This is a genomic window from Streptomyces sp. NPDC052496 (genome assembly GCF_040679095.1).
In the GTDB taxonomy this organism is placed as follows: Bacteria; Actinomycetota; Actinomycetes; order Streptomycetales; family Streptomycetaceae; genus Streptomyces.
The window spans coordinates 1-25,194 of sequence record NZ_JBFAUH010000031.1; the positions used below are offsets into that span (position 1 = coordinate 1).

The following is a 25,194-nucleotide window of genomic DNA, read 5'->3' on the forward strand; positions in this document are numbered from 1 at the left end:
CTGGCCGCCGCCGCGGCCGAGCGGGGCATCAGGGTGCTGGACGCGCCGGTCTCCGGCGGCGAGGCCGGTGCGATCGAGGCGGTGCTGTCCATCATGGCCGGCGGCGCCCAGGAGGACTTCGACGCCGCGTACCCGCTCTTCGAGGCCCTGGGCACGACCATCGTGCGCTGCGGTCCGCACGGCGCCGGGCAGACCGTCAAGGCCGCCAACCAGCTCATCGTCGCCGTCAACCTCCAGGCCTGCGCCGAAGCGGTGGTCTTCCTGGAGAAGTCCGGCGTGGACCTCGCGGCCGCCCTGGACGTCCTGAGCGGCGGGCTGGCCGGCTCGACCGTCCTGACCCGCAAGAAGGAAAATTTCCTCACTCGCAAGTTCACGCCCGGCTTCCGCATCGACCTGCACCACAAGGACATGGGCATCGTCACCGACGCCGCCCGCGCCGTCGGCGCCGCCCTGCCCGTCGGCACCCTGGTCGCCTCCCTGGTCGCCGCCCTGCGCGCCCAGGGCGACGGCGGCCTGGACCACTCCGCCCTCCTGCGCGGCGTCGAACGCCTCTCCGGCCACACCACCGTTTGACGGCCTGTCAGGTCATCGACGAGGCCGTCGGCGCGGACGCGCGTATCGTCACCGATGCCGGACTCCGCCGGCTGTGCGGCTTCCCGCACCGGTCTTCGTGGCACCACGCACACCGCTATGTGGTGTGCGGCCGGAACGGGCCGCCCGGCCGGCACGTGCCGGTCACGATCGGCGTACGGGTGGCGCTGGACGCCCTGGGCTGCCGGGACACCGCGGTCGTCACACTCGTACGTACCCATGAACTCCCGCATGCGGCCGACGCGTTGACCGTCGCCGTGCGCCACGAGACGCCGTTCGTGCTGGCCGCGATCGGCTCCGGCGGCCGGAGCGGTGAGCAGGCTCTGGACCTGATGCGGGCGTACGGTTGCTCGGCGCACCGGGTGAACGATCCCGACGAGCTGCGCTCGGCGACCGTCTGGGCCCGCAAGGAAGCCGTGACCACCGCACGACCGGTCCTGCTGCTGGCCATCACGCACCCCGAGGCGTGAACCCCCGCACCTCCCCCAGGCTTCCCGGCGGCGGCGCCGACACCTGTCCTGTCGCGCCCAGGCGCCGCCGCCGGGAACACCCTCCGAGCGGGCCGAACGCCGCTCCTCAGCACCGCCCCGCAACTTTTCAACAAAGTGTTGACGATGGTGGGGGTGCTCCCTACGCTCCAACATGCGGAAGCCGACTTCCGCGTTCTCGTACGGAAGGTCACCATGCCGAAGCCCACGACGACGCGCCGTCTCACCACGGAGGCCGGCGCTCCGATCGCCGACAACCAGAACTCCGCCACCGCCGGCGTCGGTGGCCCGCTGCTCCTCCAGGACCAGCACCTCCTGGAGAAGCTCGCCCGCTTCAACCGCGAGCGCATCCCGGAGCGCGTCGTGCACGCCCGCGGCTCCGGCGCGTACGGGTACTTCGAAGTGACCGACGACGTCACCGGGTTCACCCGCGCCGACTTCCTGAGCGCGGTCGGCCGGCGTACCGACCTGTTCATCCGCTTCTCGACCGTGGCCGACAACCTCGGCGGCCCGGACGCCGCCCGCGACCCGCGCGGCTTCGCCGTCAAGTTCTACACCGAGGAGGGCAATTACGACCTCGTCGGCAACAACACCCCGGTCTTCTTCATCAAGGACCCACTGAAGTTCCCGGACTTCATCCACTCGCAGAAGCGCGACCCGTTCACCGGCAAGCAGGAGCCGGACAACGTCTGGGACTTCTGGGCCCACTCCCCCGAGGCCACCCACCAGATCACCTGGCTGATGGGCGACCGCGGCATCCCCGCCTCGTACCGGCACATGAACGGGTACGGCTCGCACACGTACCAGTGGACGAACGCCGCCGGCGAGGCCTTCTTCGTCAAGTACCACTTCAAGACCAACCAGGGCATCCGCTGCCTGAGCAGCGACCAGGCCGCCGAGCTGTCCGGCAAGGACCCCAACAGCCACCAGACCGACCTGCTGCAGTCCATCGAGCGCGGGGTGTACCCCTCCTGGACGCTGTACGTGCAGGTCATGCCGGCGGCCCAGGCGGCGGACTACCGCTTCAACCCGTTCGACCTGACCAAGGTGTGGCCGCACGCCGACTACCCGCTCCAGCGCGTCGGCCGCCTCGTCCTGGACCGCAACCCGGACAACGTCTTCGCCGAGGTCGAGCAGTCCGCGTTCTCGCCGAACAACTTCGTGCCCGGCATCGGCCCGTCCCCGGACAAGATGCTCCAGGGCCGGCTGTTCGCCTACGCCGACGCGCACCGCTACCGCCTGGGCGTCAACCACACCCAGCTGCCGGTCAACGCCCCGAAGGCGACCGTGGCGGACAACTACGGCCGGGACGGCCTGATGGCGTCCAACGCCTACGACCGGCACGCCAAGAACTACGAGCCCAACTCCTACGGCGGCCCGGTCCAGTCGGACCAGCCGCTGTCCGCGCCGCTCGCGCTCACCGGCCACACCGGCACCCACGCCGCCCCGGCGCACGCCAAGGACGACGACTTCTTCCAGGCCGGCGAGCTGTACCGGCTGATGTCCGAGGACGAGAAGAACCGCCTGGTGGCGAACATCGCCGGGGGCCTGGCCCAGGTCTCCCGCGACGACGTGGTCGAGAAGAACCTCGCCCACTTCCACGCCGCCGACCCGGAGTACGGCAAGCGCGTCGAGGCCGCGGTGCACGAGCTGCGCGAGGACTGAAAGCCTGTGTCATGACCCAGGTCAGCGCGAGGGCCCGACGGGAGGTCCGGTCCTCGCGCGTCCGCGCCGGCCGGTCCGCTGAGGGGTGGCCGGCCGGCGCGGACAGGCGGCGCCGGGCTCCGCGGCGCACGGTCACGGGAGTCCGCGGCCGGTGCGGCCCGGCCTCCCGGGAGACACCAGTGCGGTGGCCGTGACCGTCCGCGGGAAGGACGGTCCGTCTCCCCGGAAGCGCCACGGAGCCCGCGTCCCGCCTTCTTCCTCCGCACCCCTCCCCCGAACCCGCCCGGCGGTGCGAATGTCCTGTCGCGCCCATCTCCCGTGCCGCCGGGCGGCACCACCGCACACGGGCCCGGCTCTCCGGGCCGATCCCCGGAAAGCCGGGTCCGCGCGCATATGTCTGCGGTAATGTCGGCACCGCACTGTGAATGTCCCCCCACGCGAGCCGCTGGAGGGGACCATGGACGGCAGCACTGCCCGCCGACCTACCTGCCAGGAGCCGCCATGGCCGACAGCGTGCCGGTGCGCTGCCCGACCTGCCGCCGTGAGAACGCCTTCACCCCGCCCACCTTCCCGTGCGCGTGCGGTGCCCCGTTGACCATGCCGGTGCTGCGCGGCGGCATACCGGTGGAGATCGTGCACCGTACCTGGCAGAGCTCCTGGGTCGAGGTGCGCTGCGACACCTGCGGACGGCTCGACGAATGGCCGGCGCCGGAGTCCGGCTGCGCGTGCGGAACGGTGGTACGCGTCCCCGTCGTCCCCGTACCGACCCCGCCGCCGCCCAACCCGCCGGCGCCCGGCAGCCCCGCCGCGGCACCGGCCGGCGGACCGCCGCGCCGCCCGCCGGTACTGCGTCCCGCCTTCCGCCCCGTCACCATCCGTACGGCCGACGACTGTGTCACCGCGGCGGCCCAGTACCTGAAGTGGCTGGGCTTCACCGACGTCGCGCGGGCGCCCGAGCTCACCGCGTCCGGTGTGGACCTGCGCGGCAGCGGCGTGGTGGCGCAGGTCGACCCGACGACCCGGGCGACGAAGCTGCGCGAGGTCGAGTGCCTGTGGCTCAACGCGCTCAACGACTCCGCGGTCGCCGTCTGCTTCTCCCTGGCGGGCTACTCCCGCGACGCCCGCGCCCGCGCCGACGAACTCCACCTCCCCCTGTTCGTCATGGACCTCACGGGCACCCCGCAACCGGTCAACGACCCGGCCGACGAACTGATCAGGGACGGTACGGAGCGCTGAGGCGCCGGACGGCTGCCGCGCAGGCGTACAGCCTCGGCAACCGTTGCGTGGCCCGGCACGCGAGAGCCCCCCACCGGCGCGCGGTGCGGGGGTCTCGGTCCTGGGTGGGCCACGCGGCGCTCTGTGTCGCGTGGCCTCCGGGAAGGGGCGGTGGAGGCTACTGGCCCGGCGGGTCGAGGGTGATGGCTCCGGCGGGGCAGAGGCCGGCGGCCATCCGGGCCGCGGCCCGCCGTTCGGGGGCCGGTGCCGGGTCCAGGAGTGTCACCAGGCCCTCCTCGTCGTCCTGGTCGAAGACTCCGGGTGCCGTCAGGGCGCACATGCCGGCGCCGACACAGCGGTCACGGTCGACGCCGATCCGCAGCGGTTCTCGTTCGTCGCTCATCGGGTCACTCCTTGTCCCAGGTGACGGGCAGACTGATCACGCCGTAGATGTTGGCACGGTCGCGCAGCGGTACCTCCTGCGGCGGCACCGCGAGGCGCAGGGTGGGGAAGCGGGCGAAGAGCGCCGGGAACGCGACGGTCATCTCGACGCGGGCGAGCTGCTGGCCGATGCACTGGTGGGGGCCGTGGCCGAAGGAGACGTGCCCGGTGGCCTTGCGGTGGATGTCGAACCGGTCGGGGTCGGGGAACTTGAGCGGGTCGCGGTTGGCGGCCTGGACGGACACCGTCACCGTCTCACCCGCCTTGATCAACTGGCCTTCGATCTCGACGTCTTCCAGGGCGGCGCGCGGGATGGGGTCGGCCACGCTGAGGTAGCGCAGCAGCTCCTCGACGGTCTGCTCGGCGAGGCCCGGATCGGCCCGCAGGGCGTCCAGCTGGCCGGGGTTGCTGAGCAGGGCGAAGGTGCCGAGGCCGAGCATGTTCGCGGTGGTGTCGAGCCCGGCGGCCAGCAGCACCCCGCCGACTCCGATCAGTTCCTCCTCGGTGAGGTCGGAGCTGGTCAGGTCGCTGAGCAGGTCGTCGGTGGGCTCGGCGCGCTTGGCGGCCACGAGTTCGCCGATGAACTGTCCGACGGCGGCGAACGCCGCGCCCCTCGCCTCCGCGTCCGAGGTCTGGTCGAAGACGGTCGCCACATGCTCCTGGAAGCGGTCCCGGTCGGCGTACGGCACGCCGAGCAGCTCGCAGATCATCAGCGCGGGCACCGGCCGCGCGAACGCCTCCACCAGGTCGACGGTGGGTCCGGCCTGCTCCATGGCGTCCAGGCACGCGGTCGTGAACTGCTCCACCCGCTCGGCGAGCTGACGCATCCGCCGGACCGTGAACTTGCCGGTGAGCAGCCGCCGGAAGCGGGTGTGATCCGGTGCGTCGAGACCGAGGAAGTCGCCGGGCATCGCCGGCGGCACCTCCGTCATCCCCTCCATGCCCGGCATCGGTACCGGCAGGTGCAGGAGTTCGTAGCGGGAGCTGAAGCGCGGGTCGGACAGCACCGCGCGGGCCGCGGCGTGTCCGGTGACCAGCCAGCCTATGTGGCCGTCGGCGTAGCGCATGCGGCGCAGCGGCCGGTCGCTCAGCGCGGTGAGTTCGGCGGGCGGGTCGAAGGGGCAGCCGGTGCGCCGGTCGGTGGGCAGGGTGGGCAGCTCGTCGGCGCCCACGTCGGCGGTGCGGGCCCCGGAGGTCGTCGGGTCGTGCGTCATGGGGTTCTCCAGTGATCGTCGTTGCTGGTGAACGTGCGTACGGCCAAGGCGGGTCGCCGCTCAGAGCCGGTGGTGCGGGGGCGGCGTCACCGCTTGGCCCCGGTCTTGAAGGTGCGGCGCGCCCATACGTAGCCGACCAGGCTGAGGCCGAGGCACCAGGCGAGGGCGATGACCGCGCTGGAACCGATCTCGGTGCCGAGCCACAGACCGCGCAGGGTCTCGATGACCGGTGTGAACGGCTGGTACTCGGCGAACCAGCGCAGGCCGGCGGGCATCGACTCGGTCGGCACGATGGCGCTGCCGAGGAACGGCAGGAAGGTCAGCGGCATCGGGATGTTGCTGGCCGTCTCGACGTTCTTGGCGACCAGGCCGATACCGGCGCAGATCCAGGTCAGCGCCAGGGTGAGCAGGGTCAGCAGGCCGATCGCGGCGAGCCATTCGAGAAGCGTGGCGTCGGGCCGGAAGCCCACCAGGAGCGCGACGCCGACGACGAGCGCGACGCTGGTCATCGTCTGGATCACGCTGCCGACGACATGGCCGGTCAGGAACGAGGACCGGGAGACGGGCATCGTACGGAAGCGGTTGACGATGCCCTCGGTCTTGTCGGCGCAGACGCTGATCGCGGTGGTCAGGGAGCCGGACGTGGCGGCCATCAGGATGATGCCGGGCGCGAGGTAGTCGATGTACTCGCCGCTGCCGGTGGGCGTGCCGCTGATGCCGGTGCCCAGGGCGCTGCCGAAGACGTAGTTGAACAGCAGCAGCATCATGATCGGCATGATGACGACGGTGAGGGTCAGGGACGGGTAGCGCAGGGCCTTCTTGAGGTTGCGCCGCAGCATCGTCCGGGAGTCCTTGGCGGCGTAGGACACGGTGGCCATCAGGCGTTCTCCTTGGTCGGTGCGGCGGTGCCGGCGGGGCGGGGCTGACCGGTGAGGGTCAGGAAGACGTCGTCGAGGTCGGGGGTGTGCACGGTCAGCGACTCGGCCTGGGCTCCGGTGCTCTCCAGGGTGTCCAGGACGGCCCGCAGGGTGGGCAGGGAGCCGTCGCTGGGGATCTGCAGGGTGAGGGAGTCCTCGTCGCGGGTGGCGGTGCCGAAGATGCCGGCCGCGGCGCCCAGGGCCCCGGCGTCGGCGAACCGCACCCGGATGTGACCGCCGGGGATGCGCTGCTTCAGCTCGTCGGCGGTGCCTTCGGCGATCAGCCTGCCGTGGTCCAGTACGGCGATACGGTCCGCGAGTTGGTCGGCCTCTTCGAGGTACTGGGTGGTCAGGAAGATGGTCACGCCGTCGTTGGCGACGAGATCCCGGATGATCTCCCACATGGTGCGCCGACTGCGCGGGTCGAGTCCGGTGGTGGGCTCGTCGAGGAAGATGATCCGCGGGTTGCCGACCAGGGTCATCGCGAGGTCGAGCTTGCGCCGCATGCCGCCGGAGAAGGCGACGGCGCTCTTGCGCGCGACCTCGGACAGGTCGAAGCGGCGCAGCAGGTCCCTGGCCCGCCGCTTGCCCTCGCGCCGGTCGAGGTGGTGCAGGTCCGTCATCAGGAGCAGGTTCTCCTCGGCGGTCAGCAGGTTGTCGACGGCCGAGAACTGGCCGGTGACGCCGATCGCGGCGCGTACCGCGTCGGCGGACCGGGTCAGGTGGCGGCCCGCGACCCAGGCCTCGCCCGCGTCGGCGTCGATGAGCGTGGAGAGAATTTCCACGGTGGTGGTCTTACCGGCGCCGTTCGGCCCGAGCAGCGCGAAGACGGTGCCTTCGGCGATGCTCAGGTCGACGCCGTCGAGTACGAGCTTGTCGCCGTAGGACTTGCGCAGTCCGGTGGCGGTGATCGCCTGCGCCGTCGCGGGTGCGGCGGTCGGCGCGGACGTCCGGGTGGCGGTCATGCCGCTGTCCTTTCGAGTGCGGTGCGTCGGGGTACGTCGGGTCAGGCGCGGTGGATGATGATGTCGCCGGTCGCGGTACGGGCGTGCACCTCGACGGTCTCGTCGGAGTCCGCGGGTCCGTCCGCGGTGCCGAGCGAGTTGCGTACGGTGCCGAACTTGGTGTGCGTGTCGAGCCAGGCGGCGGTGCCCTGGTGGATGCCGACTTCGAGGTCGCCGACGGAGGTGCGCAGGTCGATACGGCCGCGGGTGACGTCGCCGACGCGGATGCCGCCGCTGGCGGAGGAGGCGTCGACCCCGGCGTGGGCGACGGCGATCACGGTGCGGCCGTTGGCGCACTTGGCGCTGACGTCGCCGTGCGCGATGCCGACGGAGATGTCGCCGTTGGCCGCGTTGGCCTTCAGTTCGCCGGTGACCTCGCCGATGTCGGTGGCGCCGTTGCTGTTCTTGACGCGCGCCGTGCCGGTGACGGTGCCGATCTCGATCCGGCCTGAGCCGACGGCTTCGAGGTCCCCGGTCGAGCGGGCCAGCCGGATGTCGCCGTGGTCGGTCCGGAGGTCGGCGCCGGCCGCCTCGTCGACCTGGAGGTCGCCGAGCGAGGTCTTGAGGGTGACGTCCCCGAAGCGGCCCTCGCAGAAGAAGCCGCCCAGCGCCGAGGAGCCCCGGACGTCCGAGCCTGCGGGCAGTTCGATGCTCACCTCGATGGCGCCCGGCTTGCCGAACAGGGACCGCTTCCTGGGCGTCTTGACCGCGAGGCGGCCGCCCGAGCAGGTGACCTGGGTCTGCTGTACGGCCTGGACGTCCCTGTCGTCGGCTCCGTTGCGCGGCAGCACCTCGACGACGGTGTCGGTGCGCTTGCCGGCGGTGATGCGGGCGGTGCCGCACTCCAGTTCGAGGGTGGCGATGATCGGTTCGGGGGTCTCGTAAGCAGGCATGGGTGTCCCGTCCTCGTGGCTTGGGTGAGTGGTCCCGCCGGTGCGGCGGGTGATGCATGGTGGCGGCGGGACCGCGATGCGGGCGGTCCGCCGGTGTGGGGTGGGCCGGTGGCCCTGGGCCCGGCCGCCGGGCTCCCGGTGTACGTACGGAGTCCGACGGCGTGCTCAGCGGGTCCAGCCGGTGAAGCCCTGGTCTCCCTGGGCCGCGGCGCGGCCCGGTGGGCTCGCGCGCTCACCGCCGTCGAGGGCGGTGGCCGCGGCCCGGACCAGCCAGGCGTTGACCGACAGCCCCTCCGCCGCCGCGGCGTGCTCGGCGCGGGCCTTGAGGTGGGCGGGGAGGCGGAAGTTGATCCGTGCCGTGGCGCCGTCGTCGGTGTCCGTGAGCGGCGGTGGCGGGGCGGCCACGGCGGGTTCGGTGACCGGCGCGCGCCCCGCTCGGAACGGCTCGGGTGCGGGCGGCGCGGTCACCATGAACTCCGGGTCGAGTCCGCGCAGCCGTACGTCGACCGAGCCCGGTGCCAGCTCTCGCGTGACCTCGCCCATGGCGGCGGACAGCGCGTTCAGGAGGGTCAGGCGGACGGCGGACTCCAGCGGCGCGGTGAGCCGCTCGGCGAGGGCGCGGGCGTCGTCACCGCCGGCGTCCGCGGCGGCAGCCAGTTCGCGCCGAAGGTCTTCGACGTAGGGCGTCAGGTCCATGGCGTCATCATGGCACTTCTTTGGCGCCTTGGCGAGCCAGTTTGGCATTGAATTGGCGCGCACGCCTCTGACCTGCGACTTTCCTGGAAAATTGCCGATGTCCAACCCCCCGGCGCCACCACTGCGGCCCGCAGTGGCACCGCAGTGACGCCACGGCGGCACCACTCGGATCGCGCGGAATCGCGGCGGATCGCAGGGCTGTGCGCCACCGCGCTGCCGGTCTGGCGCCACGGCCCGGGCGTCGGTCAGGCCCCGTACCCAGGGCCTTAAGGTCGGGAGCGACCCATCCGGCGTACGGAAAGCACTCCCCATGAAGGCCAGGACCAGCGCGAACGCGCTGCTGCAACTGCGCGGCGTCAGCCGCCGTTACGGCGACCGGCAGGCACTGCACCCGATCGACCTCGACCTGGCCGCCGGCAGCTGCACGGCCCTGTTCGGCCACAACGGGTCCGGCAAGTCCACGCTGCTGCGCATCGCGTGCGGCCGGGACGCGCCGACCACCGGTACGGCCCGGTTCGCCGGCCGCAAGGTCGCGGAGGACGACCCGGAGGTACGGGCGCGGGTCGCGGTGGTCGGCGACAGCGTCGCCTGTTACCCCGACCTGACCGTCCGCGAGCACCTGGAACTGGTCACCGTGGCCCATGCCGTGGACGACGCCCAGGCCTGGATCGACCAGGTGCTCGCCGACCGGCGGCTGGCCGGGCACGCGCACGCGCTGCCGGGCTCGCTGTCCTCCGGCCAGTTGCAGTCACTGTTGCTGGCCGCCGCGCTGGTACGGCCGCGTGACCTGCTCGTCCTCGACGAACCCGAGCAGCGGCTCGACCCCGACGCCCGCGCGCGCCTGGCCGCCCTCCTGGTCGCCGAGAAGGCGGACGGCGTGGCCGTCCTGCTCGCCACCCACCAGGCGGAACTGGCCCTGGAGGTCGCCGACCGCATGATCGCGCTGGAGGACGGCCGGGTCGTCGAGCAGGGCAGCCCGGCGGAGGTGCTGGAGAAGCTGGGCGTGCGCTCATGACCGCACGCGACACGGAACGCGGTGCGGAGGAGGGCTCCCCTGCCGAGGACGGCTCCCCGGCGGCCGCCGGCTCGCCGTACGAGGCCGAGGAGGAGGCTGCCGTCTGGACCGAGGCCGACGACGACCGCACCCCCGAAACACTGCGCTGGCTGCGCGCCAAGCGCCGCGCCCACCACCGGCAGCGCCGCCGCGACCAGGCCGTCCTCGTGTACTGCGTCGTCCTCGCGGCCCTCGGGTACGGCAGCGGCTACGCCCACCGCTTCCTGAGCGAACTCAAGCTCGGCGCGGACCACGGCACCCTCGGCGCCGACCTCCAGCGCGCCCTGCCGGCCGCCTTCGTCGCCGGCACCCTCGGCCTGGCCGTCCTCGCCGCCCGGGACGCGCTGTGGCGCGGGCCGGTCGTGGTGTCCGGGCCCGCCGCCGGCTGGCTCCTCGCCCAGCCCGTACGGCGCGGGGCGGTGCTGCGGCCCGCCTTCCGGGTCTCGGCCGGGCTGGCCGTGGCCGCCGGGCTGCTGGTGGCGGTGGCCGCGGCCGTGATCCTCCAGGTCACCGGCCTGGCGTCGTTCGGCGGCGGACTGGCGGCCCTGCTGCCGGCGGCGCTCTGCCTGCCGCTGCTGGCCGTGTCGCTCGGCATGGTGGTGGAGCGCAGACCGCACCTGGCGCGCTCCGTACGGCGATCGACCGCGCCGGTCACCCTGCTGCTGGCCCTGAGCGCCGGGCAGGCCGCCCTGGCCGGCACCGGTCACCGCTGGGCGCCGCTGGAACTGGCCGAACTGTGGTCCGGTCCCTGGGGCTGGGCAGCGCAGCCGGTCGTGGCCGCGACAGGCGGACCGGCGCCGGCCTGGCCCGCCGCGACCGCGCTCCTGGTGGCCGGCACCGTGGCGGCCGTCCTGTACGCCCACCGGGACGCCGGGTACGTACCCAACGCGCAGCTGCGCAGCCGTGCGGCGACGGCCACGGCCGTCACGTCCGGGGTGTTCGCCCTGGAACTGCGGGCCGCGAAACTGGCCGTCATGGAGGCGGGCGGTGACGCGCCGAAGCGCCGGTTCCGTCTGCCGCCGCCGCGTCACCGGTACCTGGTCGTCGTCCGGCGCGACCTGCTGGCCCTGTTGCGCTCGCCGGGCCGGCTGGGCCGCGCCGTCACCTGGACGGCCGCTGCCGCCGCGGCGGCGGGGCTCGGCGCGGCGACGGCGGGCGAGAAGCGCGTACTGGGCCTGGCCGTGGGGCTGTTGTGCGGGTACGCGGCGGTCGGCGCCCTCGCCGAACCGGCCCGCCTGGAGACCGACGACGTACGGCGGGCGGCCTGGTCCCCGTTCCGGCTGCGGACGCTGATGCTCCAGCACGCGGTCGTGCCCGCGGTCCTCGGCGTGCTGCTCGGACTGCTCGCGGCCGTGCCGTACGCGCTGGCCGGCGCGGGGTGGACGCTCCTGCTGATGCCGCTGTGCGCGGTGCCGTTCGCGGCGGCGGCGGTCTTCGGCGCGTGCCGCGGACCGGCGCGCACGGACCTGCTGTTCGCCGGTGGCGCCACGCCGATGGGCGGCCCCGGACCGTTCCTGTTCGCCGCGTGGTACGCCGCCGGCCCCCTGGTCTCGGTCACCGGGCTCACCCTCGTACTGAACGCGGCCCTCGCGCACGGCCCCGACGCGCGGTCCGTGGCCCACGTGGCCGTCATGGCGGCGCTGCTCACCGCCGGCCTGCTGTTCTTCGTGACCCGCTCGGCGGACCGCCTCCTCAGACACTGACCCCGCGAGGGACGGCCCGGCCCCGGCAGACCACCCGAAATTCGGCTGCCGGGCGCCGGCCGGCCTGCGACGGTGCTTCCATGAACGCAACTGAGCCCCGCCCCGTCATCCGTGCGGCCGTACCCCGCGACCTGCCCGTGTTGCAGGACATCGAGCGGGCGGCCGGGGAGGCGTTCCGGGCGGTGGGGATGGACCGGATCGCGGACGACGAGCCGCCGTCGCTCGCGGAGTTGACGCGCTACCAGGAGGCGGGCCGGGCCCTGGTCGCCTGCTCCGGGGCGGCGCCGGATGCCGCGCCGCTCGCGTATCTGCTCTGGGAGCCGGTCGACGGCTGCGCGCACATCGAGCAGGTCTCCGTGCATCCGGACGGCGCGCGGCGCGGGCTCGGCCGGGCGCTCATCGAGCGGGCCCGGCAGGACAGCGGGCTGCCGTCGGTCACGCTCACCACCTTCGCTGGCGTGCCGTGGAACGCCCCGTACTACGCCCGGCTCGGCTTCCGGGTCCTGGCCGACGCCGAGATCACCCAGGGCCTGCGCGGGATCCGCCGCCGGGAGGCGGAGCTGGGGCTGGACCGGTGGGAGCGGGTGTGCATGCGGCGGGACGGCTGATCCGGCGCTCCGGTGGGCGGTTCGGGTGGCCTGCGGGCGCTCCTCGCTTGCCCGGGGCCGGGGCCACCGCTGCGGGGCTGCCCCGGGGCTGGCCGGTGCGTGCGGCATGGGTGGGAGTGACCGCGGCCGTGGGCCAGTTGCTGCTGGTGGCGGGTTCCGGCCGCGCGATAATGGCCGTATGTTCGACGCGAAACGGCTGCGGGCCGTCTGCCTGGACTTCAACGGGGCGACCGAGGAGTTCCCGTTCCCCGGCCACCGTGAGGTGTGCACGTTCAAGGTCGGCGGGAAGATCTTCGCGTTGAGCAGTCTGGACGCCGAGCCGCTGAGCGTGAGCCTGAAGTGCGACCCCGACCTGGCGGAGCGGCTGCGGGCCGCGCATCCCGAGATCGTGCCGGGCTACCACCTCAACAAGCGGCACTGGAACACCGTCTCGCTGGCGGGGGCGCTGGACGACCGGCTGGTCCTGGACCTGATCGAGGATTCGTACGACCTGATCGTGGCCCGGCTGCCGCGGGCGCAGCAGCTCGCGCTGGACTGGCCGGGCCGCGCCTGACCTCACGGCGCGCGGCCCGGCCGTACCGCTCCCGGCGGCGCTACGCCTGGGCCGCCTCGACCGGGCCCGCTGCGCCCGCGTCCGCCGGCCGTGCCGGCTCCAGCGCCGCTTCCGCCGCCAGCCGGGCCGCCAGCCGCTCCCGCAGCTCGACCTTCCTGACCTTGCCGCTGACCGTCATCGGGAAGGTGTCGAGGACGTGGACGTACCGCGGCACCTTGTAGTGCGCGAGGCGCGAGCGGCAGAAGCGGGTCAGTTCGTCGCGGGTGAGTCCGTCCGCGGTGTCGCGCAGGATGACGCAGGCGGCGATCTCCTCGCCGTACTTGGCGTCCGGGACGCCGACCACCTGGACGTCCGCGATCTTCGGGTGGGTGTGGAGGAACTCCTCGATCTCGCGCGGGTAGACGTTCTCCCCGCCCCGGATGATCATGTCCTTGATGCGGCCGACGATCCGCAGGTAGCCGTCGTCGTTCATCACCGCGAGGTCGCCGGTGTGCATCCAGCGCTCCGCGTCGATCGCCTCGTCGGTGCGCTCCGGCTCCTCCCAGTAGCCCAGCATCACGCTGTAGCCGCGGGTGCACAGTTCGCCCGGTTCACCGCGCCGTACGGTCGCGCCGGTCGCCGGGTCCACCACCTTGACCTCGATGTGCGGCAGTACCCGGCCCACCGTGCCGGTGCGGTGCGCCAGGTCGTCGTCGCGCCGCGTCTGGGTGGAGACCGGTGAGGTCTCGGTCATGCCGTAGCAGATGGAGACCTCGGCCATGTGCATCTCGGAGACGACCCGCCGCATCACCTCCTCCGGGCACGGCGAGCCCGCCATGATCCCGGTGCGCAGCGACGACAGGTCGTACGTGGCGAAGTCCGGGTGGTCGAGTTCGGCGATGAACATCGTCGGTACGCCGTACAGGGAGGTGCAGCGCTCGTCCTGGACGGCGCGCAGGGTGGCCGCCGCGTCGAAGGCGGGCGCCGGGATGACGATGCAGGCGCCGTGCGAGGTGGCGCCGAGGTTGCCCATGACCATGCCGAAGCAGTGGTAGAAGGGCACCGGCAGGCAGACCCGGTCGTGCTCGGTGTAGCCGACCGTCTCGCCCACCCAGAAGCCGTTGTTGAGGATGTTGTGGTGGGAGAGGGTGGCGCCCTTGGGGAAGCCGGTGGTGCCGGAGGTGTACTGGATGTTGACCGGGTCGTGCGGCGACAGCTCCTTCGCGCAGGCCGCCAGCCGCTCGTGCGGCACCCCGGCGCCCGCGGCCAGCAGCCCGTCCCAGGTCGGGTCGTCGATGTAGACCACGTCGCGCAGGGCCCGGCTCTCGGCCCGGACCTGTTCGATCATCCGCCGGTAGTCGCTGGACTTGTGGGCGACGGCGGAGACCAGCACGCTCATCCCGGCCTGCTTGAGCACGTACGCCAATTCGTGCACGCGGTACGCGGGGTTGATGTTGACCATCACGGCGCCGATGCGGGCGGTGGCGTACTGCACCAGCACCCACTCGGGGCAGTTGGGCGCCCAGATGCCGACCCGGTCGCCCTTGCGCACGCCCTTGGCGAGCAGGCCGAGCGCGACCTCGTCCACCGCCCGGCCCAGCTCGGCGTACGTCCAGCGGCGCCCGCCCGCCACGTCGACCAGCGCCTCGCGGTCGCCGAACCGGCCGATGGCGCGTTCCAGGTCGGCGCCGATGGTGCGGTCGAGCAGCGGCCGGTCGGTCTCCCCCCGCGCGTACGCCTCCCGGGGGTGCTCCGCGCCGCTCTCCAGGGGGCCCGGTGGGTGGCTCGGTGACCTGCTCATGTCGGTCATCGGTGGTCTTCCTCTCGGTACTCGGCGGAGCCACCGCCCGCTGCGGCGGTGCGCTCACGCAGTTCCACACGGCGGATCTTGCCCGAGACCGTCTTGGGCAGGTCCGCGAACTCCAGCCGCCGCACCCGCTTGTACGGGGCGAGCACCGCACGGGAGTGCGCGAAGAGCACCGCCGCGGTCTCCGGCCCAGGCTCCCAGCCGGCCGCCAGCACCACGTACGCCTTGGGCACGGCCAGCCGTACGGGGTCGGGCGCGGGGACGACGGCGGCCTCGGCGACCGCCTCGTGCTCCAGGAGTGCGCTCTCCAGCTCGAAGGGTGAGATCTTGTAGTCGGACGCCTTGAAGACATCGTCCGCGCGCCCCACGTAGGTGAGGTAGCCGTCGCCGTCGCGCGCGCCGATGTCGCCGGTGCGGTAGTAACCGCCGGCCATCGCCTCGGCGGTGCGCTCCGGGTCGCCGTGGTAGCCGGTGGTCAGGCCGACCGGACGGGACGACAGGTCGAGGGCGATCTCACCCTCCTCGGCGGGCTCGCCGGTCACCGGGTCCAGCAGGACGACGTCGAAGCCGGGCAGGGGGCGGCCCATGGAGCCTGGCTTGAGGGGCTGACCAGGGGTGTTGGCCACCTGGACGGCGGTCTCGGTCTGTCCGAAGCCGTCCCGGACGGTGACGCCCCAGGCCTCCCGCACCCGCTCGATGATCTCCGGGTTGAGCGGTTCACCGGCCGCGACGATCTCCCGCGGCGGGTTCTTCAGGGCCGTCAGGTCGGCCTGGATGAGCATCCGCCACACGGTCGGCGGGGCGCAGAAGCTGGTGACGCCCGCCCGGTCCATCTCGGTCATCAGCCGGGCCGCGTCGAAGCGGGTGTAGTTGTGGATGAAGACGGTGGCTTCGGCGTTCCAGGGGGCGAAGAGGTTGGACCAGGCGTGCTTGGCCCAGCCGGGCGAGGAGATGTTCAGGTGCACGTCGCCGGGGCGCAGGCCGATCCAGTACATCGTCGCCAAGTGGCCGACGGGGTAGGAGGTGTGGGTGTGCTCGACGAGCTTGGGGCGGGCCGTGGTGCCGGAGGTGAAGTAGAGCATCAGGGGGTCGTCAGCCCAGGTGGGGCCGGTGGGCTCGTACGTCTCCGAGGCGGTGTACGCGTCCTCGTAGGTGAGCCAGCCGGTGGCGGCCGTCCCCGCGTCGCCGCCGACCGCGATCCGGGTGTAGTCACCGGGGACGTCCGCGAACTTGCCGGTGTCCGCGGCGCGTACGAGCACGTGCCGGGCCCGGCCGCGGGCGACGCGGTCGGCGAGGTCGAGCGGGCCCAGCAGGGGCGTGGCGGGGATGACGACGGCGCGCAGCTTCATCGCGGCCAGCGCGGTCTCCCACAGCTCCACCTGGTTGCCCAGCATGACCACGATCCGGTCACCGTCCCGGACGCCCTGCGCGGCCAGCCAGTTGGCGGCCTGGTTCGAACGGCGGCGCAGCTCGTCGAAGGTGCGGCGGGTGTGGGTGCCGTCCTCCTCGACGATGTGCAGGGCGGTGCGCCCGTTGCCGTCGGCGATGCGGTCGAACCAGTCCAGCGCCCAGTTGAAGTGCGCGGGGCGGGGCCAGGTGAAGCCCGCGCGGGCACCGGCGTAGTCCGCACGGTGGCGGAGGAGGAAGTCACGCGCCGCGCGGAACTCCGCGGTCGGGTCGGCGGCCGCGGCGCCGGTGCCGGTCGTGGGTTCCGCCCCGTTCGCGGCGGCCTCCGTCGCGTCCACAGCGTTCACCGCTCCTCCCGCCGCTTCCGGAACAGGGACAACCTCCCTCATACCGTCCGTACCACCCGTCGCACCTGTCGTATCCGTGTCCGCCATGTGTCCTCCTCATTGCCGCACCGCCTACCGCCATCGTGTAATCAGTGACGCAGGTCTCACCACCCCCGAACGGGGGGAAGCGGAGGTTTCGGCGTGCGGGTCGAATCGGAGTGCGGCGGATCGGTCGACGTACGGGCGGCACTGTCGCGGCTGCGGCGGGCGAGCGGACTGCCGGTGGCGTTCGGCGGTTTGCGGTACGGCACCGGCCGCTACCGCATCAGCGAGCTGACGGGCGCCAGGTCCGCCGCGCTGCACGGGCTCGCCGTCCGGCACGGCAACGGCCTCGGCGGCAAGGCGGCCGTGCTCACCCGGCCCTTCGCGGTGACGGATTACCACTCCTCCGCCGTCATCAGCCACGAGTACGACGCCGCCGTGGCGGCCGAGGGCCTGTTCTCCGTACTCGCGGTGCCGGTCGTCGTCCGCCGGCGGGTGCGCGGAGTCCTGTACGGGGCCCTGCGCCACCCCGTGCAGCTCGGCGACCGCCCGCTGTCCGCCGCCATGCAGGCCGCCCGGGAGCTGGAGCAGGCGCTGCTCCTCCAGGACGAGGCCCAGCGGCTCCTGTCGGTCGCCCGGCAGCCGACCGCCGCCGGCCCGGCGGCCTGGGAGGAGGTACGGGAGGCCCACGGCGACCTGCGGGCCCTGGCGCAGCGCATCGCGGACCCGGTGCTGCGCCACGAGATGCTGGCGGTGTGCGGCCGGCTGGCGGCGGCGTCCGCTCCCGGGTACGTCCGGGCGGACGGCGCGGTGCTGGCGCCGCGCGAGGTGGACGTCCTGGCGTGCGTGGCCACCGGCGCGACCAACGCGGTGGCCGCGGACCGGCTGGGGCTGCGCCCGGAGACGGTCAAGAGCTATCTGCGCTCGGCCATGCGCAAGCTGGGGGTCCACTCCCGGCTCCAGGCGGTGGTGGCCGCGCGCCGGGCGGGGCTGCTGCCGTGAGGGGCGGGCGCCGGGCCGCCCGCGCATGTGTCAGCATGCTGACATGATGGAGAGCACGCCGGCCGAACCGCCGCACCCCGCGGAGGACGTCACCCACCACGTGGGGTACCTGCTCAAGCGCGCCCAGGCGGCCCTGCGTGGCGCCATGGACAAGGTCCTGCGCGAGCACGGGCTGACCGTGCCGCAGTACGCCACTCTCGAACTCCTGGCGCTGCGCCCCGGCATGTCCAACGCCGACCTGGCCCGGGCCACCTTCGTCACCCGGCAGTCCGGGAACGTCGTCCTGCGGGGCCTCCAGGAGGCGGGGCTGATCACCCGCCCCGCCACCGCCGACCACGGCCGCGCCCGGCCCGCGCACCTGACCGAGGAGGGCCACGCACGCCTCGCCACCGTCCAGGCCGCCGTCTACGCCGTCGAACAGCGCATGGTGGAGGCGGTCCCGCCGCACCGTATGCCGGCGCTCCTCGCCGACCTGGACCGCATCGCGGCAGCCCTGGAGGAGTGACCCGCCGGCCCGTCGGGCGTACGACGAGGGCGGGGCCCGGAGGCCCCGCCTCAGGAAGCCGGCCGCTGAGGGCCCGTCACTTGTGATGCGGCTGGTAGTACGACCCCAGCTGCTGGTGGTAGTCCGGGTTGCCGAGGTGCTTCTCCTTGTCGAACTCCGGGGAGTTCTTGATCTCTTCCTTGGTGCGGGAGACGTAGATCTTGCGCTCGGCGGTGTCGACGGACGTGACGACACCGGCCGGCAGCAGGACGTGCTTGCCGAAGATCCACACACCGGTGTCGACCACGATCCAGGCGGAGCCCACCTCGTCGGAGTGCTTGTCGACCTTGCCGATGCTGCCGTCCGTGGCCTCGACCTTGAAACCCGTGAGGTCCGTGCCGGCCGTGTGGCCGGCGGCGGCCGGGTAACCCCAGATGTCGGTCATGGAACGCTCCTTCGCACGATCGGGACTCGGAACACGGCGGCGGGTGCCCGGCCGCACCGCGCCCAAACGGTGCGGTGCGGCACGGTGCACCGCTTCCGGCCACCGCGCGGCCCCGCAGCGGTCCGCTCAGAAGTCGTCGCCGGCGAACGGCAGGTACTCCGTCTCCAGCGCGGCATCCAGCGACCGGGCCGCACCCGGCGTACGTTCCTCGGCCAGCCCGGCGCGCACCAGCCGCCGCAGCGGCACGCCGCCGAGGTAGCAGGCCGCCAGCTCCCGTACGTCCAGGGCCAGGTCGGCCGGGTCGCCCGAGGGCTCGTACGTGGCGCCGGACGGGTCCGCGGTCAGCCGGAAGCGGCCGGCGTTGGCGGGCAGGGCGGCGTCGCGCACCTCCAGGACGAGATCGGCGGGTACGGCCCAGGAGCGGGCGGTCAGCGCCCGGGCCACGTCCACCAGCCGGAGCCACAGCGCGGGCAGCCGGCCGGTGACGCGTACCTGGTCGCGGTCGGCGGCGAAGTGCAGCAGCGGGTCGTCGGGGGCGACCGCCCAGGCCCGCACCTTGCGGGTCAGGTCGATGGCGGCGAGATAGGACCACAGCGCCGCGGCGGCCGGCGCGTCGGGCGCCTCCATCTCCCCGACGGTGACGACGCCCTTCTCCCCCACCCGGTACACGACGTATCCGGCGGCGGGTGCGCCCTTGTCGCCGAGGACGACGATGCGCGACGGGCCGTCCTTGCCGTCGTCACCGTCCTCGTCGCCGGAGAGCAGCGCGCGCCGCCACCACGCCTCGTCGCGGGAGAGCCGTCCGCCGCGCCGCGCCCGGCCCGCCTCGTACAGCGGCGCGAGGACGCCGACGGCGTCCGCCGGGGCGAGCAGCCGCAGCGGACGCCGGTCGGGCGTGATGCGCAGGCCCAGGGGGCGGGTGGTGTCGATCTCGACGCTGTACGCCTCGGTGGCGGGGGCGAAGCCGAAGCGGCCGTAGATCGCGTCCTCCGACGCCCACAGGCAGGCCAGCGGCCGGCCGTCGGCGGCGCAGCGGCGCCACATCCCGGCCATCATGCCGGTCAGTACGCCGCGCCGCCGGTGGGTGGGGGCGACGGAGACGAAGTCCAGTTCGGCGACGGGCAGTTCGCCGCCCGGGACGGAGAGGCCCAGGCGGTGCGCCGCGGCGAAGCCGACGATCTCCCCGTCGTCGTACGCGCCCACCCGCTCGCAGCGCAGCAGCGCTTCGCGGTGGCGCTTGCGGGTGGCGTCGCCGGTCTTCTCGTGGAACGCGAGATAGGCGAGATCGAGGGCCCGGTCCACATGCGCTTCAGGGATGTCACGTATGTCCGTGCTCACAGGGAAGACGCTAGCCGCGGGGTCCGCGCGCCGTCACCCGGTTTTACGTGACGGGCCGCCGGAGCCGCGGGGGCCGCCGCCGGAGCCGCCCGGTCCCGAGAAGAAGTCCCGCACCCGGTGGCGGCGCCGGTTCCGCGCACGGTCGTCGTAGTCCTCGCCGTACGGCTCGCCGTAGTCCCTCTCCCCGCCGTCCGGGTTGTTCAGCACCGTCCAGCTCACGGCCGACACCGCCGGCTCCAGCGACAGCCTGCTGACCGCCTCTTCGAGCAGGCTGTCGTCGCGCCGCTCGGTGGTCAGCTCGGCGGCGACGGTGACCTTCGGCGGCGTACCGTCGTCCTGCCGCGCGGCGCCGTCGTCGCGGCTGTGCACCGCCCGCAGCCGGAAGCCGGGGCGGCTGACGGCCTGGACGACGAGCGTCCTGATGTGCGCTTCCTCGGGCTCGGTGCACACCGCCTCGAAGTAGTAATCGGTCGCCACCTCCGCGCCGCCGCCGGGCTCCCGGTCCAGCCGCCGGCCGAGCGGCCGCAGCACCAGGTTCGCGCCGACCACACCGGCCGTGCCGAGCGCCGCGACGACGTACAGGCCGGTGCCGGCCAGGGCACCGACCGCGGCCGAGCACCACAGGGTGGCCGCGGTGTTCAGGCCGCGTACGTTCAGCCCGTCCCGCATGATGACGCCGGCGCCGAGGAAGCCGATGCCGGAGACGATCTGCGCGGCGACCCGCGACCCGTCGTAGCCCGTGGTGCTGGTCGCGGCCGCGAAGCCGTACTGCGACAGCAGCACGAACAGTGCGGCTCCGGCGGCGACCAGCGCGTTGGTGCGCAGCCCCGCCATCCGGGCACGCCACTGCCGTTCCAGGCCGATGACCGCGCCGAAGCCGAGGCCGGCGGCGATGTTGCCGGCCAGCTGCCACTCGTTCACCATGATCCGCGCTCCTCTTCCATCCGTCGGTGCGGGGCCGCCCGCGGGCGGCCCCCTTGTGTTCGACAGGTTCGACAGCGCCCCCGGATACGGGGAATTCGACGCGCGACGAGTGAAATCGATCGCGAGTGACCGGCGATTACGCTATTACCGGACGTGCGGGAATGCACGCATGCCGAAATGCGCCGTGGTACGGCCGCGCGTTTTCCCACGCACGGGACCAGGCGTACGGCACACGAAAAGGCCACACGAAATGGAGGGAGCACCGGACCCATCGGGCCCGGCCGGTCGGAACACGGCGAATTCCGCGGTCAGCACACCGCGACGCTGCGGCAAGGACTTCCTTCGGGACTCATCCCGATCACCTCCTCGCTCGCGCGGACACACACCGGACGCCGCTCGTTCCGGCATCCTCGTCAACCGGATGCCGCACGTTCCGGCACCTTCATCAACCGGATGCCGTACGTCCGGCACCCACATCTCCGCATAATGCCACACCCACCCCGCCGCCCCCTCCCCCATTCGGCCAAGAATTCCCCAAGCACCCGCGCGAAACGCCTCGCACCCGGCCATCGGCAGGGCACCATCGTCCTATGGCGACGGGGAATGCATCGGCCGCCGCGACCGGTGCGGCACCACGGCGGCGCAGGCGGGCGGCCCCGGTCGCGGCGGCCGTGCTGCTGCTCGTCGCCACCGTCCCCCTGCTCTTCCGCGCCGCCGGTTCGGACGGCGTGACGCCCGTACCCCAGCTGCTCGCCTTCCTGCCCTGGCTGCTGGTCCCCGCCGGTCTCGGCCTGGCTCTCTCCCTGGCCGCCCGCTGGCGTCCCGGCCTGTTCTGGGCCGCCGCCGCCCTGATCGGCACGGCCGCGTTCCTCCCCGCGTACGGCACCGACCCACAGCCGCCGCGCGGCCCGGCCGTCGCCCGGCTCCGCGTCCTGAGCGCGAACCTCGAATTCGGCCGGGCGACCGACGGGCTGCTGGCCACGCTGCGCCGGGAGCGGCCCGGTCTCGTCGCGGTCCAGGAGTGCGACCCGGACCGCTGCGCCGCGGCCCTGGACTCCCCCGCCGTCCGCGCGGCCTACCCGTACCGTCTGCTCGCCGGGCACGGCGCGTCCGAAGGCTCCGCCGTACTGAGCCGGTACCCCCTCACCCAGGACGGCGAGGTCACGGGCGAACTCGCCATGCCCCGCGCGGCCGTCACCCTCTCGGACCGGCGCATCCGCTTCCAGGTGGCCCACCCCATGCCCCCGCTGCCCGCCTCCCTGCCCGCCTGGCGCGCCGAACTCGGCCGCCTCCGCGACCTGGCGGCAGCCCGCGGCCCCGACCCGCTGGTCATCGCGGGCGACTTCAACTCCTCCCAGGACCACGCCGCGTTCCGGTCCGTCCTCGCCACCGGCCTACGCGACAGCGCGGCCCTGGCCGGCCGCCCCCGCACGCCGTCGTGGCCGTCCCGCACCACCCCCGTACTGGGCGCCCAGATCGACCACATCCTGATCAGCGCAACGCTGTGGCCCCGCACGGCACGCTTCCTCGACCTGCCCGGCACGGACCACCGGGCACTCCTCGTGGACCTGGAGCTGTACGCGGGGCGTTGAGGCCCGCTCCCCCTCAGGCCACCGAAGCCGGCCCGATCCGGTCCAGGGAGGCGGGGCCGTCGTGATGGATGGGCGTGTGGGCGCCGGTGAGGGGGGTGCCGGTGCCGCCGTGGCGGTTGGCGACGATTTCGGCGGCGATGGACAGGGCGGTCTCCTCGGGGGTGCGGGCGCCGAGGTCGAGGCCGATGGGTGAGCGCAGGCGGTTGAGTTCGAGTTCGGTCAGGCCGGTGTCGCGCAGGCGGGCGAGGCGGTCGAGGTGGGTGCGGCGGGAGCCCATGGCGCCTACGTAGGCGACGGGCAGGCGCAGGGCGCGTTCCAGGAGGGGGACGTCGAACTTGGCGTCGTGGGTCAGGACGCACAGGGCGGTGCGGGCGTCGAGGTCCTGGGTCTCCAGGTAACGGTGCGGCCAGTCGACGACGATCTCGTCCGCGTCGGGGAAGCGGGCGCGGGTGGCGAAGACGGGGCGGGCGTCGCAGACGGTGACGTGGTAGCCGAGGAACTTGCCGGCGCGTACGAGGGCGGCGGCGAAGTCGATGGCACCGAAGACGATCATGCGGGGGGCGGGGACGGCGGACTCGACGAGGAGGACGACGGGTTCGCCGCAGCGGGAGCCGTCCGCGCCGATCTCGACGGTGGCGGTACGGCCCGCCTCCAGGAGGGCGCGGGTCTCGTGGGCGGCGGTGCGGTCCAGGTCCGGGTGGCCGCCGAGGGTGCCGGTGACGGTCCCCTCGGGGCGTACGAGCAGGGCGCCGCCCAGGAGGCGGGCCGGGCCGCTGACGACCCGGGCCACCGCCGCCGCCTCGCCGGAGGCCGCGGCGGCCAGGGCGGCGGTGAGGGTGGCGGCACGGTCCGTGTCGTCCCGCGTGCGGGTGCCGTCGTCCTCCGGTGCGTCCGGGCCGTCCGGCCGTACCGGAGTGATGAGGATGTCGATGACGCCGCCGCAGGTCAGGCCGACCGCGAAGGCGTCCTCGTCGCTGTAGCCGAAGCGTTCGAGGAGGGTTTCACCGGTCCGGAGCGCTTCCTGGCAGAGTGCGTAGACCGCCCCTTCCACGCACCCGCCGGAGACCGACCCGATCGCCGTGCCGTCGCGGTCGACGGCCAGTGCGGCGCCCGGCCGGCGGGGCGCGCTGCCGCTGGTGGCCACGACGGTGGCCACCGCGAAGGGGCGGCGCTGCCGGGCCCACCGGTGCAGCTCGTCGGCGATGTCCAGCATGTCGGTCTCCTTACGGGTGGGAGCGGGGCAGGTGTTACTTGACGCCCAGCCAGTTCTCGATCGGGTGCAGCGAGAAGTAGACGAGGAAGATCACAGCGAGTACCCACATGAAGGCGCCGACCTCCCGCCACTTTCCCTGGGCGGCCTTGATCGCGGTGTAGGCGATGACGCCCGCGCCGACGCCCGCGGTGATGTTGTACGTGAAGGGCATCAGCGCCACGGTGAGGAACACCGGGATGGACACCGACCGGTCGCTCCAGTCCACGTGCTTGGCGGCGCTCATCATCATCGAGCCGATGACGACGAGGGCGGCCGCGGCGACCTGGGCGGGCACGAGCTGGGTGAGCGGGGTGAAGAAGAGGCAGGCGGCGAAGAACAGGCCGGTGACGACCGAGGACAGGCCGGTGCGGGCGCCTTCGCCGACGCCGCTGGCCGACTCGATGAACACGGTCTGGCCGGACGCGCCCGCGACGCCGCCGATGGCACCGCCCGCGCCGTCCACGAACAGCGCCTTGGACAGGCCGGGCATCCGACCCTTGTCGTCGGCGAGCTTCGCCTCCGTGCCGACGCCGATGATGGTCGCCATGGCGTCGAAGAACCCGGCCAGCACCAGGGTGAAGACGATCACGCCGACGGTGATCGCGCCGATCTGGTCCCAGCCGCCGAGCTCCACGTGCCCGAAGAGCCCGAAGTCGGGCATGGCGACGGCGCTGCCGTGCAGTTCGGGCGAGGTGCCGCCCCAGTCCTTGTCGGTGAGGCCGCCGAGGGTGGTGGCGAGCACGGACAGGACGGTGCCGATGACGATGCCGATGAGGATGGCGCCGGGGACGTTGCGGGCCTGCAGCATGAAGATCAGCAGCAGGGTGACGGCGAAGAAGAGCACCGGCCAGCCGGAGAGTTCGCCGGTCAGACCGAGCTGTACGGGGCCGCCGGCGCCCTTGCCGACGAAGCCGGCCTTCACCAGGCCGAGCAGGGCGACGAACATCCCGATGCCCATGGTGATGGCGTGCTTGAGGGCGAGCGGGATGGCGTTCATGATCATCTCGCGTAGGCCGGTGACCACCAGGAGCATGATCACCACGCCGTACAGCACGCACATGCCCATCGCCTGCGGCCAGCTCATGTACGGCACGACCTGCGAGGTCAGCGCCGCCGAGACGTTCAGCCCGGCGGCCAGGGCCAGCGGCACCTTGCCGACGAAGCCCATGAGCAGGGTGCAGGCCGCCGCGCCGAACGCCGTGGCGGTGACCACGCCGGCGCTGGACAGGGTGTGCTTCCCGGCGTCCGGGACGGACAGGATGAGGGGGTTGAGCAGGAGGATGTAACACATCGCCATGAAGGTCGTGATGCCGCCGCGCACCTCGCGCGCGACCGTCGACCCTCTGTCGGATATGTGGAAGTACCGGTCGAGCCAGGACCGGCCGGCGGGCTGCCGCGTGCCTGCGCCCGCGTCTTCCGCCGTGGTCTGCGGCTCCAGGAACTGCTGGGTCATGGTGCCTTACTCCCAAGGTTCATAGGGGCCCTCGCGTCACGCGCGCACCGCGCCGCGAGATTTGGGATGGAACATCGGCCGCACGACCCGGGGGACGGCCC

The 25,194-nt window shown here is 73.2% G+C and carries 24 protein-coding genes; 11 read left to right on the forward strand and 13 right to left on the reverse strand.

Going from position 1 to position 25,194, the window contains the following annotated elements; all coding sequences use genetic code 11:
- The 4 genes from AB0L45_RS32725 to AB0L45_RS32740 all read left to right on the forward strand — a co-directional run.
- On the forward strand, nt 1–573 hold a 573-nt coding region (locus AB0L45_RS32725), incomplete at its 5' end, for an NAD-binding protein (protein ID WP_365846485.1).
- Complete coding sequence (locus AB0L45_RS32730) at nt 570–1,061, forward strand: hypothetical protein (protein WP_365846488.1); 492 nt, start codon at nt 570–572, stop codon at nt 1,059–1,061. The genes AB0L45_RS32725 and AB0L45_RS32730, both read left to right, overlap by 4 nt.
- Before the next feature lie 213 nt (nt 1,062–1,274).
- Nucleotides 1,275–2,744, forward strand: a complete 1,470-nt coding sequence (locus tag AB0L45_RS32735) for a catalase (protein ID WP_365846490.1) — start codon at nt 1,275–1,277, stop codon at nt 2,742–2,744.
- Nucleotides 2,745–3,245: 501 nt separating this feature from the next.
- Entirely contained in the window at nt 3,246–3,980 is a 735-nt protein-coding gene (locus tag AB0L45_RS32740) for a hypothetical protein (RefSeq protein WP_365846492.1), read from the forward strand.
- Between the two features lie 157 nt (nt 3,981–4,137).
- Here AB0L45_RS32740 and AB0L45_RS32745 read toward each other — a convergent pair whose 3' ends face one another.
- The 6 genes from AB0L45_RS32745 to AB0L45_RS32770 form a co-directional block, all read right to left on the reverse strand.
- Complete coding sequence (locus AB0L45_RS32745) at nt 4,138–4,362, reverse strand: ferredoxin (protein ID WP_365846494.1); 225 nt, start codon at nt 4,360–4,362, stop codon at nt 4,138–4,140.
- Nucleotides 4,363–4,366: 4 nt separating this feature from the next.
- Complete coding sequence (locus tag AB0L45_RS32750) at nt 4,367–5,614, reverse strand: cytochrome P450 (protein WP_365846496.1); 1,248 nt, start codon at nt 5,612–5,614, stop codon at nt 4,367–4,369.
- A gap of 86 nt (nt 5,615–5,700) precedes the next feature.
- Nucleotides 5,701–6,492 carry an ABC transporter permease gene (locus AB0L45_RS32755; protein WP_365846498.1) on the reverse strand — a complete coding sequence of 264 codons (792 nt, stop codon included), beginning with the start codon at nt 6,490–6,492 and terminating at the stop codon, nt 5,701–5,703.
- The gene (locus AB0L45_RS32760) at nt 6,492–7,496 is read right to left on the reverse strand and encodes an ATP-binding cassette domain-containing protein (protein WP_365846500.1); all 1,005 of its coding nucleotides are present in this window, start codon (nt 7,494–7,496) and stop codon (nt 6,492–6,494) included. Before AB0L45_RS32760 ends, AB0L45_RS32755 begins: the two co-directional genes overlap by 1 nt.
- A 41-nt stretch (nt 7,497–7,537) precedes the next feature.
- Nucleotides 7,538–8,428 (reverse strand): DUF4097 family beta strand repeat-containing protein, encoded by an 891-nt coding sequence (locus AB0L45_RS32765; protein ID WP_365846502.1) that lies wholly within the window; start codon nt 8,426–8,428, stop codon nt 7,538–7,540.
- A 165-nt stretch (nt 8,429–8,593) separates the two neighbouring features.
- The gene (locus tag AB0L45_RS32770) at nt 8,594–9,124 is read right to left on the reverse strand and encodes a toxin-antitoxin system HicB family antitoxin (protein WP_365846504.1); all 531 of its coding nucleotides are present in this window, start codon (nt 9,122–9,124) and stop codon (nt 8,594–8,596) included.
- A 310-nt stretch (nt 9,125–9,434) separates the two neighbouring features.
- Between AB0L45_RS32770 and AB0L45_RS32775 the strand changes: the two genes are divergently transcribed.
- From AB0L45_RS32775 to AB0L45_RS32790, 4 genes are all read left to right on the forward strand, one after another.
- A complete protein-coding gene (locus tag AB0L45_RS32775) occupies nt 9,435–10,139 on the forward strand; it encodes an ABC transporter ATP-binding protein (RefSeq protein WP_365846506.1) in 705 nt (234 codons plus the stop codon).
- On the forward strand, nt 10,136–11,881 hold the full coding sequence (locus tag AB0L45_RS32780; protein ID WP_365846508.1) for a hypothetical protein: 1,746 nt from the start codon (nt 10,136–10,138) through the stop codon (nt 11,879–11,881). The genes AB0L45_RS32775 and AB0L45_RS32780 overlap by 4 nt, the downstream gene beginning before the upstream one ends.
- An 80-nt stretch (nt 11,882–11,961) precedes the next feature.
- Nucleotides 11,962–12,489 carry a GNAT family N-acetyltransferase gene (locus AB0L45_RS32785; RefSeq protein WP_365846510.1) on the forward strand — a complete coding sequence of 176 codons (528 nt, stop codon included), beginning with the start codon at nt 11,962–11,964 and terminating at the stop codon, nt 12,487–12,489.
- Between the two features lie 178 nt (nt 12,490–12,667).
- On the forward strand, nt 12,668–13,042 hold the full coding sequence (locus AB0L45_RS32790) for an MmcQ/YjbR family DNA-binding protein (protein ID WP_365846512.1): 375 nt from the start codon (nt 12,668–12,670) through the stop codon (nt 13,040–13,042).
- A 40-nt stretch (nt 13,043–13,082) separates the two neighbouring features.
- On the opposite strand, the gene AB0L45_RS32795 is transcribed toward AB0L45_RS32790, so the two are convergent.
- Both AB0L45_RS32795 and AB0L45_RS32800 read right to left on the reverse strand, forming a co-directional pair.
- On the reverse strand, nt 13,083–14,831 hold the full coding sequence (locus tag AB0L45_RS32795) for an AMP-binding protein (protein ID WP_365846514.1): 1,749 nt from the start codon (nt 14,829–14,831) through the stop codon (nt 13,083–13,085).
- Entirely contained in the window at nt 14,828–16,573 is a 1,746-nt protein-coding gene (locus AB0L45_RS32800) for an AMP-binding protein (RefSeq protein WP_365846658.1), read from the reverse strand. The genes AB0L45_RS32795 and AB0L45_RS32800 overlap by 4 nt, the downstream gene beginning before the upstream one ends.
- A gap of 189 nt (nt 16,574–16,762) precedes the next feature.
- Between AB0L45_RS32800 and AB0L45_RS32805 the strand changes: the two genes are divergently transcribed.
- Both AB0L45_RS32805 and AB0L45_RS32810 read left to right on the forward strand, forming a co-directional pair.
- Nucleotides 16,763–17,605 (forward strand): LuxR C-terminal-related transcriptional regulator, encoded by an 843-nt coding sequence (locus tag AB0L45_RS32805; protein WP_365846516.1) that lies wholly within the window; start codon nt 16,763–16,765, stop codon nt 17,603–17,605.
- 43 nt (nt 17,606–17,648) lie between these two features.
- Nucleotides 17,649–18,110: a MarR family transcriptional regulator gene (locus AB0L45_RS32810; RefSeq protein WP_365846518.1), complete on the forward strand. Its 462-nt coding sequence runs from the start codon at nt 17,649–17,651 to the stop codon at nt 18,108–18,110.
- A gap of 76 nt (nt 18,111–18,186) precedes the next feature.
- Here AB0L45_RS32810 and AB0L45_RS32815 read toward each other — a convergent pair whose 3' ends face one another.
- The 3 genes from AB0L45_RS32815 to AB0L45_RS32825 form a co-directional block, all read right to left on the reverse strand.
- Entirely contained in the window at nt 18,187–18,534 is a 348-nt protein-coding gene (locus tag AB0L45_RS32815) for a PRC-barrel domain-containing protein (protein ID WP_365846520.1), read from the reverse strand.
- 126 nt (nt 18,535–18,660) lie between these two features.
- On the reverse strand, nt 18,661–19,872 hold the full coding sequence (locus AB0L45_RS32820) for a GNAT family N-acetyltransferase (protein ID WP_365846522.1): 1,212 nt from the start codon (nt 19,870–19,872) through the stop codon (nt 18,661–18,663).
- 33 nt (nt 19,873–19,905) lie between these two features.
- The gene (locus AB0L45_RS32825) at nt 19,906–20,796 is read right to left on the reverse strand and encodes an MgtC/SapB family protein (RefSeq protein ID WP_365846524.1); all 891 of its coding nucleotides are present in this window, start codon (nt 20,794–20,796) and stop codon (nt 19,906–19,908) included.
- A 590-nt stretch (nt 20,797–21,386) separates the two neighbouring features.
- On the opposite strand from AB0L45_RS32825, the gene AB0L45_RS32830 reads away from it, so the two are divergent.
- A complete protein-coding gene (locus AB0L45_RS32830; RefSeq protein WP_365846526.1) occupies nt 21,387–22,388 on the forward strand; it encodes an endonuclease/exonuclease/phosphatase family protein in 1,002 nt (333 codons plus the stop codon).
- 13 nt (nt 22,389–22,401) lie between these two features.
- Here the strand turns inward: AB0L45_RS32830 and AB0L45_RS32835 are convergent, their stop codons facing one another.
- Nucleotides 22,402–23,601, reverse strand: a complete 1,200-nt coding sequence (locus tag AB0L45_RS32835) for an XdhC/CoxI family protein (protein WP_365846528.1) — start codon at nt 23,599–23,601, stop codon at nt 22,402–22,404.
- Nucleotides 23,602–23,635: 34 nt separating this feature from the next.
- Nucleotides 23,636–25,093 carry an NCS2 family permease gene (locus AB0L45_RS32840; RefSeq protein ID WP_365846530.1) on the reverse strand — a complete coding sequence of 486 codons (1,458 nt, stop codon included), beginning with the start codon at nt 25,091–25,093 and terminating at the stop codon, nt 23,636–23,638.
- Nucleotides 25,094–25,194 lie beyond the last annotated feature (101 nt).

Excerpts from the sequence above, each read along its gene's own strand:
- AB0L45_RS32775 (WP_365846506.1), top strand. The coding sequence starts at position 9,435 with ATGAAGGCCAGGACCAGCGCGAACGCGCTGCTGCAACTGCGCGGCGTC.
- AB0L45_RS32750 (WP_365846496.1), bottom strand. The coding sequence starts at position 5,614 with ATGACGCACGACCCGACGACCTCCGGGGCCCGCACCGCCGACGTGGGC.
- AB0L45_RS32830 (WP_365846526.1), top strand. The coding sequence starts at position 21,387 with ATGGCGACGGGGAATGCATCGGCCGCCGCGACCGGTGCGGCACCACGG.
- AB0L45_RS32765 (WP_365846502.1), bottom strand. The coding sequence starts at position 8,428 with ATGCCTGCTTACGAGACCCCCGAACCGATCATCGCCACCCTCGAACTG.
- AB0L45_RS32840 (WP_365846530.1), bottom strand. The coding sequence starts at position 25,093 with ATGACCCAGCAGTTCCTGGAGCCGCAGACCACGGCGGAAGACGCGGGC.
- AB0L45_RS32815 (WP_365846520.1), bottom strand. The coding sequence starts at position 18,534 with ATGACCGACATCTGGGGTTACCCGGCCGCCGCCGGCCACACGGCCGGC.
- AB0L45_RS32785 (WP_365846510.1), top strand. The coding sequence starts at position 11,962 with ATGAACGCAACTGAGCCCCGCCCCGTCATCCGTGCGGCCGTACCCCGC.
- AB0L45_RS32835 (WP_365846528.1), bottom strand. The coding sequence starts at position 23,601 with ATGCTGGACATCGCCGACGAGCTGCACCGGTGGGCCCGGCAGCGCCGC.
- AB0L45_RS32810 (WP_365846518.1), top strand. The coding sequence starts at position 17,649 with ATGATGGAGAGCACGCCGGCCGAACCGCCGCACCCCGCGGAGGACGTC.
- AB0L45_RS32780 (WP_365846508.1), top strand. The coding sequence starts at position 10,136 with ATGACCGCACGCGACACGGAACGCGGTGCGGAGGAGGGCTCCCCTGCC.
- AB0L45_RS32760 (WP_365846500.1), bottom strand. The coding sequence starts at position 7,496 with ATGACCGCCACCCGGACGTCCGCGCCGACCGCCGCACCCGCGACGGCG.
- AB0L45_RS32745 (WP_365846494.1), bottom strand. The coding sequence starts at position 4,362 with ATGAGCGACGAACGAGAACCGCTGCGGATCGGCGTCGACCGTGACCGC.
- AB0L45_RS32790 (WP_365846512.1), top strand. The coding sequence starts at position 12,668 with ATGTTCGACGCGAAACGGCTGCGGGCCGTCTGCCTGGACTTCAACGGG.
- AB0L45_RS32755 (WP_365846498.1), bottom strand. The coding sequence starts at position 6,492 with ATGGCCACCGTGTCCTACGCCGCCAAGGACTCCCGGACGATGCTGCGG.
- AB0L45_RS32825 (WP_365846524.1), bottom strand. The coding sequence starts at position 20,796 with ATGGTGAACGAGTGGCAGCTGGCCGGCAACATCGCCGCCGGCCTCGGC.
- AB0L45_RS32735 (WP_365846490.1), top strand. The coding sequence starts at position 1,275 with ATGCCGAAGCCCACGACGACGCGCCGTCTCACCACGGAGGCCGGCGCT.
- AB0L45_RS32770 (WP_365846504.1), bottom strand. The coding sequence starts at position 9,124 with ATGGACCTGACGCCCTACGTCGAAGACCTTCGGCGCGAACTGGCTGCC.
- AB0L45_RS32740 (WP_365846492.1), top strand. The coding sequence starts at position 3,246 with ATGGCCGACAGCGTGCCGGTGCGCTGCCCGACCTGCCGCCGTGAGAAC.
- AB0L45_RS32795 (WP_365846514.1), bottom strand. The coding sequence starts at position 14,831 with ATGACCGACATGAGCAGGTCACCGAGCCACCCACCGGGCCCCCTGGAG.